This window comes from Pseudogracilibacillus sp. ICA-222130, from assembly GCF_037892545.1.
Lineage (GTDB): Bacteria > Bacillota > Bacilli > Bacillales > Amphibacillaceae > Pseudogracilibacillus.
The window spans coordinates 40,323-55,700 of sequence record NZ_JBBKBG010000013.1 but is presented as its reverse complement, the minus strand read 5'-3'; the positions used below and the strand labels follow the sequence as shown (position 1 = coordinate 55,700).

Annotated in this window: 12 protein-coding genes and 1 riboswitch; of the genes, 8 read left to right on the top strand and 4 right to left on the bottom strand. The window is 37.4% G+C overall.

All coding sequences use genetic code 11. From position 1 onward, the window contains the following. Window positions 1-341 precede the first annotated feature (341 nt). The gene (locus WKT09_RS07380) at window positions 342-1,088 is read left to right on the top strand and encodes a hypothetical protein (protein ID WP_340415429.1); all 747 of its coding nucleotides are present in this window, start codon (window positions 342-344) and stop codon (window positions 1,086-1,088) included. Window positions 1,089-1,354: 266 nt separating this feature from the next. Here the strand turns inward: WKT09_RS07380 and leuS are convergent, their stop codons facing one another. Beyond that, complete coding sequence (leuS, locus tag WKT09_RS07375) at window positions 1,355-3,766, bottom strand: leucine--tRNA ligase (RefSeq protein ID WP_340415428.1); 2,412 nt, start codon at window positions 3,764-3,766, stop codon at window positions 1,355-1,357. 268 nt (window positions 3,767-4,034) lie between these two features. Between leuS and WKT09_RS07370 the strand changes: the two genes are divergently transcribed. The 3 genes from WKT09_RS07370 (at window position 4,035) to WKT09_RS07360 (ending at window position 6,090) form a co-directional block, all read left to right on the top strand. Continuing rightward, a complete protein-coding gene (locus tag WKT09_RS07370) occupies window positions 4,035-4,604 on the top strand; it encodes a class I SAM-dependent methyltransferase (protein WP_445324003.1) in 570 nt (189 codons plus the stop codon). 64 nt (window positions 4,605-4,668) lie between these two features. Continuing rightward, on the top strand, window positions 4,669-5,187 hold the full coding sequence (locus tag WKT09_RS07365) for a gamma carbonic anhydrase (protein WP_340415427.1): 519 nt from the start codon (window positions 4,669-4,671) through the stop codon (window positions 5,185-5,187). An 18-nt stretch (window positions 5,188-5,205) separates the two neighbouring features. Continuing rightward, window positions 5,206-6,090, top strand: a complete 885-nt coding sequence (locus WKT09_RS07360) for a C39 family peptidase (RefSeq protein ID WP_340415426.1) — start codon at window positions 5,206-5,208, stop codon at window positions 6,088-6,090. Between the two features lie 33 nt (window positions 6,091-6,123). Here the strand turns inward: WKT09_RS07360 and asnB are convergent, their stop codons facing one another. The 3 genes from asnB to WKT09_RS07345 form a co-directional block, all read right to left on the bottom strand. Next, window positions 6,124-7,935 (bottom strand): asparagine synthase (glutamine-hydrolyzing), encoded by a 1,812-nt coding sequence (gene asnB / locus WKT09_RS07355; protein WP_340415425.1) that lies wholly within the window; start codon window positions 7,933-7,935, stop codon window positions 6,124-6,126. 249 nt (window positions 7,936-8,184) lie between these two features. Next, entirely contained in the window at window positions 8,185-9,387 is a 1,203-nt protein-coding gene (metK, locus tag WKT09_RS07350; RefSeq protein ID WP_340415424.1) for a methionine adenosyltransferase, read from the bottom strand. A gap of 152 nt (window positions 9,388-9,539) precedes the next feature. Then, a riboswitch (SAM riboswitch) is annotated at window positions 9,540-9,646 on the bottom strand. Window positions 9,647-9,801: 155 nt separating this feature from the next. Continuing rightward, entirely contained in the window at window positions 9,802-10,098 is a 297-nt protein-coding gene (locus tag WKT09_RS07345; protein ID WP_340415423.1) for a hypothetical protein, read from the bottom strand. A gap of 414 nt (window positions 10,099-10,512) precedes the next feature. On the opposite strand from WKT09_RS07345, the gene pckA reads away from it, so the two are divergent. From pckA to WKT09_RS07325, 4 genes are all read left to right on the top strand, one after another. Next, a complete protein-coding gene (gene pckA, locus WKT09_RS07340) occupies window positions 10,513-12,102 on the top strand; it encodes a phosphoenolpyruvate carboxykinase (ATP) (RefSeq protein ID WP_340415422.1) in 1,590 nt (529 codons plus the stop codon). 635 nt (window positions 12,103-12,737) lie between these two features. Beyond that, window positions 12,738-13,727, top strand: coding sequence for an ABC transporter substrate-binding protein (locus WKT09_RS07335; RefSeq protein WP_340415421.1), 990 nt, complete (start codon window positions 12,738-12,740; stop codon window positions 13,725-13,727). 12 nt (window positions 13,728-13,739) lie between these two features. Next, a complete protein-coding gene (locus tag WKT09_RS07330; protein WP_340415420.1) occupies window positions 13,740-14,531 on the top strand; it encodes an ABC transporter ATP-binding protein in 792 nt (263 codons plus the stop codon). After that, window positions 14,515-15,324, top strand: coding sequence for an ABC transporter permease (locus WKT09_RS07325; protein ID WP_340415419.1), 810 nt, complete (start codon window positions 14,515-14,517; stop codon window positions 15,322-15,324). Before WKT09_RS07330 ends, WKT09_RS07325 begins: the two co-directional genes overlap by 17 nt. Window positions 15,325-15,378 lie beyond the last annotated feature (54 nt).

Genomic DNA, 15,378 nt, shown 5'->3' with positions numbered 1-15,378 from the left:
TGTTCGTCTCTCTTGAGACAACTTCTATACTATATCATGCTGACATTTCTTTGTCAACAGTTTTGTTGAAGTTCTTTTATCTCCCACTTAGAAAGCGACTTTATTAATATAACATGTTCAGCAAGAACTTGTCAATATTTAATCATCTTTCGAAGGGAATTATATTATATCATTTTCTACATATTTCGTCAATATGTTTTTTGAAAATTTCCTGCCTCTCAAGCAGCAAGATTAATATTATAATGTTTTAGGTAAAATGTCAACACATAACCTAATTTTTTATACATATTTTATTCCGTTTGATCCAAACTAACAAAATAAGTAGAAAGGATGAATAAAAAATGCTCCTTCTCCTAACGATCATGCAATTATTATTAACAGAAGTCCCTATGATAGAAGAAACATCTCTCCAAGAAGATCAACATCAGACAACCATTTCCACTATGGAAGAAGATGTAACAAAAGATGGCCGTAAAGAAAAAATAGAACTATATGGAACATATTTATCGGAAACAACAACCTTTTTAAAAAATGTTTCTATTTCCATTACAAATGAAACGAATAAAAAATGGCATATTGCATTAAAGGAAGGATATGATCCAACGGTTTCGTTCATCGATATTACGAACAATGGAACAATGAATATTTTATATAAAGTAGCATTAAATAAAGAAAGAACGATGTACGATACACAAATATACGAATTTCAACACGGTTCTTTTAAAAAAATCCCCCTCCCCCATCCAGTACAATTGGATGGCAAATTTCAACATGGATTTACAGTCATCCTACGAGATCCCATTCAAAATGATACATTCAACATTGCATTAGATGGAAAGGAAGATCAATACACGAAAGCAAATATATATGATACGAACGGGACGTTATTAAAAAAACAAAAAGTACACATTAGTCCTATTATCAATACAGAAACTGTAACGATTCATACCGCAAATGGGTATAGTATAAAAACAACACAGTTTGTCGCTGGAATCGATAAATACGATCTACTCGCCAAAATTGACTCTATTTATCATTATCAAAACGGGAAATGGACGTTAATCAAACAAAATATAGAACCTATGTAGAGGTATACAAAAACACAAAAAATGGGTTCCTTTTTATAAAACATTCGATTATAAACAGAAAAAGAGCTTAGAAAAAGGATGAACAAGAGATGTTTGTCTACACGAACGAAAGATTCGAACTAAATCACTCACCGACGAGTCAACATTTCTATCAAGAAATTGCGCTACTATCGGTGTGTGTTCATTCCGTAAGCATTCGTTTGATGTGCCTATAAACATTCATTACTTGTCATGCATCATCGTTTTTGTCTAAGCTCTTTTATTATTTAATTGGCAACGATATTGACTAATTTTCCAGGGATGACGATGACTTTACGTACGGTTTTCCCATCAATCCACTGTTTAATTTTTTCATCGTTTAATGCAAGTGTTTCTAACTCTTCTTTCGAAATATCTTTTGCTACATGTAATTTTGAACGCACTTTCCCCATTACTTGTAGAACGACCTCTACTTCATCTTCTACTAATTTCGCTTCATCATATGTCGGCCAAGGTTCATATGCAATCGTGTCTTCATGACCAAGTCGATTCCATAATTCCTCCCCTAAATGAGGAGCGATTGGATGTAGTAATTTTACGAATCCTTCTACAAACGTTTTACTTATTTTATCTACTTTGTATGCTTCATTTATAAAGACCATCATTTGTGAAATCGCCGTGTTGAAATGTAACTGCTCATAATCTTCTGTTACTTTCTTGACTGTTTCATGGTATGTTTTCTCCATTGCTTCATCATGTTCCTCGACGATACGATCTGCTAAAGTTCCATCTTCAGCAACGACTAATCTCCACGTACGATCTAAGAAACGACGTGCTCCATCTAATCCAGTTGTAGACCATGCGACATCCGCATCTAATGGTCCCATGAACATTTCGTATAAACGTAATGTATCTGCACCATGGCTTTGAACGATGTCATCCGGATTGATGACATTCCCTTTTGATTTACTCATTTTTTCATTGTTCGTACCTAGAATCATCCCTTGGTTGAATAATTTTTGGAATGGTTCTTTTGTCGGTACAACCCCAAGATCATATAAAAATTTATGCCAGAAACGAGCATATAGTAAGTGTAAAACCGCATGTTCTGCTCCACCGATATAAATGTCAACCGGTAACCATTTATCCACAAGTTTTGGATCGATGAGCATGTCATCATTGTCAGGGTCGATATAACGTAAGTAATACCAACAACTTCCAGCCCACTGTGGCATTGTGTTTGTTTCTCGGCGACCTTTCATGCCTGTTTTTGGATCGACTACATGGATCCAATCACTATTTGCAAGTGGCGATTCCCCTGTGCCTGAAGGTTTAATTTCATCCATTTCAGGTAATGTAAGTGGTAATTCTTCTTCTGGAACAGTCGTCATGGTACCGTCTTCCCAATGAATGACAGGAATTGGCTCTCCCCAATAACGTTGGCGAGAGAATAACCAATCACGTAAACGATACGTTATTTGCTTTTTCCCTACATGATGTTCCTCTAACCAATCAATCATTTTCGTAATTGCCGCTTCTTTTTCTAATCCATTTAAAAAGTCTGAATTTACATGTACTCCGTCGCCAGTGTACGCCTCTTTTGAAACATCGCCACCGCTAACGACTTCGACAATCGGTAAATCAAATTTTGTCGCAAATTCAAAGTCACGCTCGTCATGTGCTGGAACTGCCATAATTGCTCCCGTTCCATACGACATTAATACATAGTCTGAAATCCAAATTGGAATTTCTGCACCAGAAACCGGATTAATCGCATATGCTCCAGTGAATACACCTGTTTTTTCTTTCGATGTATCTGTTCGTTCGATTTCGGATTTGTTTTTAACTTCTTCTATATATGCTTCCACCGCTTCACGCTGTTCTTCTGTCGTAATGTCTAACACATACGGATGCTCTGGTGATAAGACACTATAAGTCGCACCGAATAAGGTGTCAGGACGTGTCGTGAACACATCATATGATTTGTCATGCCCTTTAATTTGAAATGTAACGTCCGCTCCTTCTGAACGACCAATCCAATTACGTTGCATTTCTTTAATGCTTTCAGGCCAATCGAGTTCTTCTAAATCTTCTAATAAACGATCTGCATACTTTGTAATTTTTAATACCCATTGTTTCATTGGCTTTTTCACTACAGGATGATCGCCACGCTCACTTTTTCCATCAATTACTTCCTCATTCGCTAACACGGTTCCAAGCGCTTCACACCAATTCACTTCAATTTCATCCATATAAGCGAGCCCTTTTTCGTATAGCTTCGTAAATATCCACTGTGTCCATTTATAATATTTTGGATCTGTCGTATTAATTTCACGATCCCAATCATAAGAGAAACCTAACTCTTGAATTTGTCGTTTAAATGTCGCAATATTTTTTTCTGTAAATGCAGCCGGACTATTCCCTGTATCTAACGCATATTGCTCTGCTGGAAGTCCAAAAGCATCCCATCCCATCGGGTGTAATACTTCATATCCTTGCATACGGCGCATACGAGATAAAATATCTGTCGCCGTATATCCTTCTGGGTGTCCAACGTGTAAACCGGATCCAGATGGATATGGGAACATATCAAGTGCATAAAATTTCTCTTTATTCGAATAAGTATCTGTTTTAAATGTTTTGTTTTCTAACCAATAATCTTGCCATTTTTTCTCGATTTCGCGATGGTTATAATTCACAAAAGTTCCTCCTCAGTTCAACTTTTTTCCAAAAAATAATATGTATATGTTACGTAAAAAAGCTACTCATCTTATACATAAATGAGGAGCTTGCTAAAAACTTCATTTCGCTAAAAATTAAATACCCTAACTATACGAATTGTAGTGAAAACGACGATAATTGTCAAGATTCGTCCCCTCATGACAGCATTTTTCATGCGTGAAGATGATGTTTGATGTTATATTATGAATAAGTTTTATTTTACATAAGGAAAGGAATTTAAATCATATGTTTAAAGGGATCATTCCATTTGCACATCATTTATTAAAAGAGGTGACAAATGAAGGAGATATCGTTGTAGATGCAACCTGTGGTAATGGGAACGATACATTATTACTTGCAACACTCGTCGGTGAAACTGGACATGTATACAGTTTTGACGTGCAACAACAAGCGATCGAAACGACGAAACAATTAATAAACCAACATGGATGGAACAATGTTCATTATATTCATGATAGCCATGCAAAGCTCGAAACATACTTACAAGAAGAACATAAGAAAAAAATTCGTGCAGCCGTATTTAATTTAGGTTATTTACCACGAAGCGATAAAAAAGTGATTACAGAAGCACCATCGACCATCGCTGCCATTCAAGCATTGCTTCACAACCTAGAAAAAGGTGGCCGTGTTGTGCTCGTTGTCTACCATGGGCATGTTGGAGGGAAAGAGGAAAAAGATGCTGTCCTTCAATTTGTCACAAATTTAGACCAACAATATTACGGTGTCCTCCAGTATGGATTCGTGAACCAACGGAATGATCCGCCATTTGTGATCGCGATGGAAAAAAGGCAGTAAGGTAAGAGATTTGCGAGCATTCATGGTATGATAATGGATAGATAAATGAAATGAGGTGTGTACAATGATTGACCAATATAAAGGAAAATATCCACAAATTGATGAAACGACCTATGTCGCTCCAAACGCTACAATTGTTGGCGATGTAAAAATGGGCGAAAAATGTAGTGTATGGTTCCAAACTGTGATCCGTGGCGATGTGGCACCAACGATTATTGGAAACAACGTCAACATTCAAGATTTATCACTGATTCACCAAAGCCCAAACATGCCTGTTATTTTAGAAGACGGTGTAAGTATTGGGCATCAAGTAACCTTACATAGTTGTACCGTTCGAAAAAATGCCTTAATCGGGATGGGTTCCATTTTATTAGACGGAGTGGAAATCGGAGAAAATGCATTTATCGGTGCAGGAAGTTTACTATCTCCTGGCACCAAAATTCCACCGAATACATTAGCATTTGGTCGCCCTGCAAAGGTTGTTCGTACATTAACAGATAAAGATAGACAAGATATGGACAGAATTCGAGCATCTTATGTAGAAAAAGGCCAATACTATAAAGAAAATGTTTTTACTGATTAATATAATGAGGTGACATATTTGCTCCTTCTACTATTCATCCTTTCTTTAGTTTTATATGGTGTATCTGTCATATCGATTTTCTTTTTTAAAAAGAGAGCTTCTTACATACTATCGATATTTTATATGACGATTTTTGCTTCGACGACCCTTTTTATCGGTTATTTAGCTTATACGAATGGTGAGTTTCTGCATGTGAAACATGCCATCATTGATACATTTGAACAAGAAGACGTAACAAAAGATAAAAAAGTCCATGCTGAAACGATCAAACATGAAGGAAAAGAAGCGAAAGGAAAAATTAAAAAAGCCGTACAATTAGAAGCACCACTTATAGAACAGTTGCCAGAATTGCCACGCGGTTGTGAAGTAACCGCACTTAGCATGCTTCTTTCTTTCCATGGGATCGATGTCGATAAAATGACGTTAGCTGAAGAAGTGAAACGTAGTACACAAGCGTATCAATATAAAAATGGACAAGTTCATTTCGGCAATCCGGACAATGGATTTGTCGGGAGTATGTATACATTCGATGAACCAGGCCTCGGTGTTTACCACGGACCTATCGCATCACTCGCCAAAAAACATGCGGCAAATTTACAAGTAATTGACTTTACGGGAGAAGATTTTAAAGAAGTAAAAAGACATATAAGTGAAGGCCATCCAGTATGGGTCATCATTAATTCCCACTATACACATTTGCCAAAAGAACAATTTGAAACATGGCAAACAGAAGATGGACCAATCGACATTACGTACCGACAACACGCTGTCTTAATAACTGGATATGACGAAGAAAAAGTATATTTCAATGACCCATTAAATTACCGAAGTAGTGCACCAATAAAAGATTTCATTGCTGCTTGGGAACAAATGGGAAAACAGTCTATTACGATGTATGAGTAATAGACTGTTTTTTTGTTCTTTCATGTAATGAGGTTATCCTCTTAACGTTGATTGCCCTTGCGCAAAATCATATTTTCCTTCCATAAACACTTGATGCCATACCATGAACATTAAGAAGGTCCAAATTTTTCGGCTATAATCCGCTTTTCCTGCACAATGTGCCTCTAATAAATCACGGACAAATTGTTTATGGACGTATGCATCTACTTCCGCTTCATCAATCGTACGTTTCGCCCAACCGTTTAATTCTTTTTTCAGCCAATGTCTCATCGGTACAGGGAATCCTAATTTTTTCCGATCTAATACGTGATCTGGAATAATTCCACGTGATGCTTCACGTAAAATCGATTTCGTCGTGTTGTTCGCAATTTTTAAATCGATTGGAATTTTGCTCGCTAATTCAAACACATCTTTATCGACAAACGGCATTCTAATTTCAATTCCATTTGCTTTCGACATTTTACCTGCTTTTAATAAAATATCCCCACGCATCCACGTATGAATATCGATATATTGCATTTGAGCGACGAGTGGTTCATGGCTTATAATATCATAATATGGTCCCGTAATATCTTCATAGGAAATCGTGCGGTTAAATGTTTTTAAAAAGGCTTCTTTTTCTTTTTCCTCAAACATTTTCGCATTACCGATATAACGTTCTCTTAATGGGGTTGTCCCTCTTAATAAGAAACTTTTCCCACTCATATTCTCCGGTAAAGTCATCGCAACTTTTCGAATTAATGTTTTGAATAATCCAGGAATATAGTTAAACATCCGTAAAGAATCTGGTTCACGATAAATATTATACCCGCCGAATAACTCATCCGAACCTTCGCCAGATAATGCAAAATTCACATAACTGCTCGCTTCTTTAGAAACGAAATATAGCGGAATACAAGATGGGTCTGCTAATGGCTCTTCTAAATTCCACATTATTTCCGGAATTTGGTTTACATATTCATCTGCCGTAATAAATTTCGCGATATTTTCAACGCCTACTTTATCTGCTGTCTCCTTAGCAACGTCCACTTCAGAGAATCCTTCTCGCTCAAAACCGACAGAGAATGTTTTTATATTTGGGTTCATCTCTTTCGCCATCGACACGACTAAGGTCGAATCAATTCCTCCAGATAAAAAGGCCCCAATATCTGCAATACCATCCATCCGTTTTTCAATGTTTTCATACATGACTTCACGAATTTTATTGATCCATACAGACTTCTCTGTTTGGATAGGGTCAAAGGATGGCTTCCAATATTTATGGAATGTCACTTCCCCTGCTTTTTCTTTCACAAAATAAGTTGCCGGGTCCATAATAACGACATCGTCATGCAATGTATATGGTTCAGGTACATATTGGAAACTAAAATAATGTTGTAACGCTGTTTCATTCATTTTATCTATATGATAACGGTTCGTAATTTCCGTTTTTGAAGAAGAAAAGGTGAACGCTCCATCCCTTTCTACATAAAAAAGTGGCTTCACACCAAAATGATCTCTCGCTCCATATAATGTTTCACTATGTTTATCTAAAATGGTAATAATAAATTTCCCGCTAATTTGCGCGAATAATTCCTTTTGTCCTTGTGGAAATAACACTGCAATAATTTCTGCAATATTCGTGGATGAAATCCCCGCTTTTTCCGCTAATGTTTCCTTGTTATAGCATTCACCAAAATAATGTACATAATATTGTTCATTTTCAAATACTTGATCTAATTCACTTGCTTCATATAAAAAAGAAAAATTTCCATGTTCATATGTTTGTTCATGTTGCTCGACATTGTTTACATCGATGATAGATGAAGTCGTTCCATGATGTAAACTTCCAATAAAATGGCCCATGTTTGTAACCTACCTTTATGAAATCTATTTTCTAAAAAATAATACCATATTTTTTTCTGTTACGACAAGCATTACATCCGTCGTAAACATCAATATTTTGCAATTGTTCACTAGATTGTTTCATCTTATTTATGAATAGGTTTTCATCCATATCACAGGAACTTTTCACCCTACTTTCTCTTCCTATTATACAGCTGTTGTCCATATAAACAAAAAATGGATGACATGTATATCATCCATTTTTTCCTTTTATTTATTCGCAATTGCGACAACCGATTGTCTTAATGCTTCCGCTTTATCTAAATTTTCCCAAGGAAGTGTAACATCACGACGGCCGAAATGTCCATATGCTGCAGTGTCACGATAAATCGGACGACGTAAATCTAACATCTGAATAATGCCACGTGGGCTTAAGTTGAAGTTTTCACGTACCACTTCGACTAAAATTTCTTCTGACACTTTTCCAGTTCCAAATGTATCAATCGCAATCGATACAGGTTGTGCCACTCCAATAGCATACGCTAATTGAACTTCACATTTTTCCGCTAAATGTGCTGCCACGATATTTTTCGCGACATAACGTGCGGCATATGCTGCAGATCGGTCCACTTTTGTCGCATCTTTACCAGAAAATGCTCCCCCACCATGACGAGCATATCCACCGTACGTATCGACGATAATTTTACGGCCTGTTAATCCCGCATCTCCTTGTGGTCCACCGATCACGAAACGACCAGATGGGTTAATATAATATTTCGTGTTTTCATCTAATAAGAAACTCGGAACAATTGGTTTAATAATATATTCCTGTATATCTTTTTTAATTTGTTCTAATGTAACATCTTCCGTATGTTGAGTAGACACAACGATTGCATCTACCCGAACAGGTTTATCATGTTCATCATATTCTACCGTTACTTGTGTTTTACCGTCAGGCAGTAAATACGGTAATGTATGGTCTTTACGAACATCTGTTAATCGTTTTGCAATACGGTGCGCTAAATAAATCGGTAATGGCATTAGATCTTCTGTTTCATCACATGCATACCCAAACATTAACCCTTGGTCTCCCGCACCAATTTCCGATTCATCTGCCTCTCCTTCCCGTGTTTCTAATGCAACATCTACTCCACCTGCAATATCAGGTGACTGCTCATCGATAGCCGTTAATACGGCACATGTTTCTGCATCAAATCCGTAACGTGAATCCGTGTATCCAATTTCTTTTACTGTTTTACGAACGATGGAAGGGATATCAACATATACATTCGTCGTAATTTCACCGGAAACTAACACGAGTCCTGTTGTAACAGTCGTTTCACATGCAACACGTGCATACGGGTCCCCTTTTAAAATTTCATCTAAAATTGCATCCGAGATTTGGTCACTCATTTTATCCGGATGTCCTTCCGTTACTGATTCTGATGTGAATAAACGGCGATTCTTTGTCATTATAATTAAGCCTCCTATAAATATTACACGGAGCTCTACTCGATAGAGATCATAGGGAACGAGATGACTCGTTCATTTTTCATAAATAATGGAATTCATGAAAAAATCCTTTCCTATATAAAATGAGGAAAGGATATTGTTTCTGCCTTTCACTCTTATTGTTCAAGGAAAATCCTTGCATCAGGTTAGCACCTTTTCACATACTTGTGAGGTTGCTGGGCTTCACAGGGTCTGTCCCTCCACCAACTCCTAATAAGAGAGTCCGTTGTTTATTACATATGAAATATTTCCTGAAAAACACCTCTATATGTATACTATAATGGCTAGTCTATATGATAATAAGTGAAATGTCAATCGATTAAAGAAGAAATACAACCTTCTATATGCATGCGATAACCCGAACTTCTGAAAAAATTACGAATTCCGATTTTTTTCGTTCAAAAGTTTTCTCAAGTCAGAGGACACTTTGGATCCATACCAGTTCAATCCATCTAATAACTCAATGATTTCAGCCATCCCAATAAAAAACATCCCTGATATAAATCCACTGAACGCGGTAGTGAAAAAAACTCCCCAAGAAAATTCTGTTCGATCTATAGCCCCTATCCTTATTTCCGTTGGTGCAATCGCAGTACCAATTAAAACACTTACTATCATAATTGCCACTCCTAGTCCAACAAAAACTCGAGCCGTTTTATTACTTTTCCCCAATATGAACCCCACCCCTTCTTTTATGTATCTTACTTTTTTCCTATGCATCTTCAGCAACGAAACTTAATATCTTTTACCCGAACACGTATAGTATGAAACATTTCCATTTTTTCCCTATTATTTTGTTTTTTTCGCCCATTATCCAACGCTAAAATGGTAGTTCAAGTATTGATATGATTATGTTAAAATAGATTTACTGTAGTGAGACAAAGCTTTTGTGATTTTTTTCACAAAATTGTAATACATTTAAAAAACGTTATTGCACCAACGTTTTTAGACGTTTTAGCTTTTGTTTCATTATAATAAATTAACATTTTCTATTTGTTTTATTACATTAGTATGGACTAATTCGTTTAATGTGTTATACTATATTCAGATTTTAAAGTACACGAGAAAAAAGGATGGATTAATTCAATGAATACGACAGCTAGGTCAACTGTATCACAAGAAATTTTACAAAATGACAATGTTCATAACAATTTATCTGTACCAGGATTGGTAGAAAAGATTTTATCACGTAATGAAGGTGTATTAACTGCAACTGGATCAGTTCAAGCAACTACTGGAAAATACACTGGCCGTTCACCAAAAGACCGTTTCATCGTTCGTGATGACGTTTCTGATAACTTAGTAGATTGGGGAGAAGTAAACAAACCAATCGATGAGGCATCATTCCAAAAATTATTCGATAAAGTTGTAAATCACTTAAAAAATAAAGATGAAGTTTTCTCTTTTAAAGGATTCGCTGGAGCAGACGAAAAATATCGTTTACCAGTGGAAGTAGTAAACGAATATGCATGGCATAACCTTTTTGCACGTCAGTTATTCATTACACCGACGAAAGATGAGTTAGCAGCACATGAGGCTGGCTTTACAGTTCTCTCTGCACCGACATTAGAAGCAGACCCTCAAGAAGATGGGACGAATTCTGAAACATTTATCGTTATTTCATTCAAAGAGCGTGTCGTATTAATCGGTGGAACGGAATATGCTGGGGAAATTAAAAAATCTATTTTCTCTGTGATGAACTACTTATTACCACAACAAAATGTGTTATCTATGCACTGTTCTGCAAACGTTGGGGAGGAAGGGGATGTTGCTTTATTCTTCGGTTTATCAGGAACAGGAAAAACAACATTATCAGCTGACCCTTACCGTAAATTAATCGGTGATGATGAACATGGATGGAGTCCAAACGGTGTATTCAACATTGAAGGTGGTTGTTACGCAAAATGTGTTGATTTAACACGTGAAAAAGAACCACAAATTTTTGATGCTATTCGTTTCGGTTCTGTATTAGAAAACGTCGTACTCGATGATCAAACTCGTGAACCAGATTACTCAGACGTTTCATTAACAGAAAACACAAGAGCTGCATACCCGATAGAGAACATTGACAACATTATCGTTCCAAGTGTTGCAGGTCATCCAAATACAATTATTTTCTTAACTGCTGATGCGTCAGGAACATTACCTCCAATCAGTAAGTTAACGAAAGAACAAGCAATGTATCACTTTTTAAGTGGATATACGTCTAAATTAGCTGGAACAGAGCGTGGAATTACAGAACCAGAAGCAACTTTCTCAGCTTGCTTTGGATCACCATTCTTACCACTTTCTCCAGATCAATATGCAGAAATGCTTGGAGAAAAAATCGATCAGTTCAACACAAATGTATTTTTAGTTAACACTGGTTGGACTGGAGGCCCTTATGGAGTCGGTAAACGTATGAAACTTTCATACACTCGTGCAATGATTCATGCTGCACTAGAAGGTGAGCTAAACACTGTAGAAACCGTAAAAGATGAAGTATTCGGTCTAAATATTCCAGCTCATGTACCTGGAGTACCAGATGAAGTATTAGTTCCGCGTTTAACTTGGGAAGATAAAGAAGCATACGATGAAACAGCTAAAAATTTAGCAAAAGAATTCCATGCGAACTTCGATAAGTTCACAAACGCAAGCGAAGCAATCAAAAACGCTGGCCCAACATACAGAGGCTAACAAACTATCACAACATATGAACCCCGGTCATCATTCATAAGAATGGTGGCCGGGGTTTTTTGTTTGATAGACGCTCCTTGTCGTCGGGCCTTGCTTTGTGGAGCGGCGGGTGACGGCTTGCTGATTGCATCATGAGGGGGGGTGGTGTTTTTCAAGTCAACCTCCTTCTCGATTTTCGTTAATTTCGCAAGTGGGAGCGCTTTTTGCTGGGAACTTGCGGATATATCATTTAATTACGCAAGTGGAAGCGCTTTTCTTTGATAACTTGCGGATATATTCATTATTTCCGCAAGTGGGAGCACTTTTTTCAATTAACTTGCGGATATATCAACTAATTACGCAAGTTAGAGCACTTTTCTTCATGAACTTGCGGATATATCAACTAATTCCGCAAGTGGAAGCACTTTTTTCAATAAACTTGCGGATATATCAACTATTTCCGTAAGTTCAAGCACTTTTTTCAATTAACTTGCGGATATATCAACTATTTCCGCAAGTTCAACCACTTTTCTCAATGAACTTGCGGATATATTTTCATACAGCTTCCCTCCCCTCCACACCATCCTCCTTCCATGCACATTTTCAGCATTTTCACATACATTAATGTTGATATGAACATAAAGGAGTTTTGTGCAATGAAAAAAATGATGCTATGCATAACCGTGCTACTACTCGCGACCATTTTCACTGCTTGTAATACAACAACGAAACAGAAAGAAATTACATTATCTGAAGTGACCCGATCGGTTTTTTATGCGCCACAATACGCGGCAATTGAACTTGGGTATTTTGAGGAGGAAGGGATTGATATTGAACTACAAACCGCTTGGGGTGGTGACAAGGCGATGACTGCTCTCCTCTCTAACAAAGCAGATATCGCACTAGTTGGGGCTGAAACTTCCATCTATGTGAAACACCAAAACCCGAATGACCCTATCATTAATTTTGCACAACTGACCCAAACAGACGGTACATTCCTCGTTGCAAAAGAACCAAATGAAAATTTCCAATGGAACGATGTAAAAGAAACAAACTTTCTCGGTCAGCGCGTCGGTGGCATGCCACAAATGGTTGGTGAGTATGTACTCAAACAAAACGGCATTGACCCGCACGAAGACCTTGAATTAGAACAAAACATTGATTTCGCAAACATTCCGAGTGCTTTTTTAACGACAGACGCACAATATGTCCAATTATTCGAACCAACTGCCAGTACATTTGAAATGGAAGGAAAGGGCCATGTTGTTGCATCGTTTGGGGAACATTCTGGAAAATTGCCGTACACCGTCTTCATGACAAAAACGAGTACGATGCAGGAAGACGAAGAAATGATAGAACAATTTACGAAAGCCATTTACAAAGCGCAACAATGGATAGATAAAACTGACTCGGAAGAAATCGCTAAAATTATTCAGCCATATTTTGAAGATACTGAACTCGAACTACTTACCGCTTCCGTCGAACGGTATAAACAACAAGAATCATTTGCAACGTCCCCCATTCTATCTGAAGATGGCTGGAACCATTTGCAAACCATAATGGAAGAAGCTGGTGAACTCCCGGCACATGCACCATACAATGAGCTCGTCGATACATCAATCGCGAAAAAAGTGATGCAACAATAAGGAGGGAGTCGGATGGACTTTTTAACTTTTCACGAAGTTTCACATTATTATTTTTCCGAAAAAAATTATACGAAAGCAATCGAACATGTCGATTTTACGATGAAGGACGGAGAATTTATATCGATCATCGGCCCTAGTGGTTGTGGAAAATCAACGATCCTTTCCATCATCGCCCAACTAACTAAACAGACAGAAGGGCATATTTTCATCAACGGAAAAGCAATTGCCATGAGCGATATAACAGTCGGTTACATGTTACAGCAAGATTATTTATTTCCATGGCGGACAATTCTCGACAATGTCTTAATTGGGCCAAAAATGAACGGTACATTATCGAACGCTACAGTGGAAGAAGCACGTACACTTTTACACGAAGTCGGATTAGTGAATGTCGAAGAAAAATTTCCACAAGAACTATCCGGTGGCATGCGTCAAAGAGCCGCCCTCGTCCGAACCCTTATCAATGATCCGACCATTTTTTTATTAGATGAACCTTTTTCTGCTCTTGATTATGTAACAAAATTGACCCTCGAAAATCTCGTCGCCTCCATGATTAAAACATATAAAAAGAGCGCGATTTTAGTGACACATGATATTAGTGAGGCAATTTCCATGAGTGACCGAATTTTATTAATGGATGGTCAGCCTGGTACGATTAAAAAAATATTCACGATACCGAGCGCTCTTCGCGTAACCAAACCTTTCTACGTAAGACGTCATGAAGCATATCAAGCTTTGTTTGATGAAATATGGCAAGATGTACGAGGGAAAAAGGAGGAGCAAGTAGATGAAACAGACGATTGAAAATATATTGCATGACAATTTTAAAAAGAAAGTGAAACGTGAAAAGAAATTCGTCCTGACCGTACAACTCATTATATTCGTCCTTTTTATCGTCGGTTGGGAACTTGGCAGTCGTCTTCACTTACTTGATCCATTAATTTTTAGCTCCCCAACAAACGTGACGCTACTTATGGTTGAAAAATTGATCGATGGTACGATGACACATCACTTAGCTGTCACATTAATAGAAACGATTATCGGCTTTTTACTCGGTACATTGCTCGGCGTTATTCTTGCAACGATTCTATGGAGTTCCCGTCGATTATCGAATATCGCTGACCCATATTTGGTTGTCTTAAATGCGATGCCAAAAGTCGCCCTCGGTCCCATTTTCATTGTTGCTCTAGGTCCAGGTTATATTTCTATCATTATGATGGGAGCGATTATTTCTATCATCATTACAACAATCGTCGTTTTCACCGCATTTAGCGAAGTGGATGAACATTATATTACCGTATTAAAAACGTTTGGCGCAACGAGAAAACAAATTTTTACAGAAGCAATCTTCCCCGCCTCCTTTCCGACGATTATTTCTACTTTAAAAGTAAATGTCGGTCTAAGTTGGGTCGGTATCATCGTCGGGGAATTTCTCGTCGCAAATCAAGGGCTCGGCTACTTAATTATTTATGGTTTCCAAGTGTTCGACTTCACACTCGTCATGGCAAGTCTCGTCCTCATTGCTATTTTCGCAGCACTTATGTATAAAGTCGTTGAATTTATCGAAAAAAAATACTTGGAACGGGCGCGGTCATGAACATTCTATTCATCATTCAATAAAAATTAGAGACTAACATAATATCTGCTAGTC

Coding starts and splice junctions, on each gene's coding strand:
- WKT09_RS07325 (WP_340415419.1), top strand. CDS start 14,515: ATGAAACAGACGATTGAAAATATATTGCATGACAATTTTAAAAAGAAA.
- metK (WP_340415424.1), bottom strand. CDS start 9,387: ATGACAAAGAATCGCCGTTTATTCACATCAGAATCAGTAACGGAAGGA.
- pckA (WP_340415422.1), top strand. CDS start 10,513: ATGAATACGACAGCTAGGTCAACTGTATCACAAGAAATTTTACAAAAT.
- WKT09_RS07330 (WP_340415420.1), top strand. CDS start 13,740: ATGGACTTTTTAACTTTTCACGAAGTTTCACATTATTATTTTTCCGAA.
- asnB (WP_340415425.1), bottom strand. CDS start 7,935: ATGGGCCATTTTATTGGAAGTTTACATCATGGAACGACTTCATCTATC.
- WKT09_RS07335 (WP_340415421.1), top strand. CDS start 12,738: ATGAAAAAAATGATGCTATGCATAACCGTGCTACTACTCGCGACCATT.
- WKT09_RS07365 (WP_340415427.1), top strand. CDS start 4,669: ATGATTGACCAATATAAAGGAAAATATCCACAAATTGATGAAACGACC.
- WKT09_RS07380 (WP_340415429.1), top strand. CDS start 342: ATGCTCCTTCTCCTAACGATCATGCAATTATTATTAACAGAAGTCCCT.
- WKT09_RS07370 (WP_445324003.1), top strand. CDS start 4,035: ATGTTTAAAGGGATCATTCCATTTGCACATCATTTATTAAAAGAGGTG.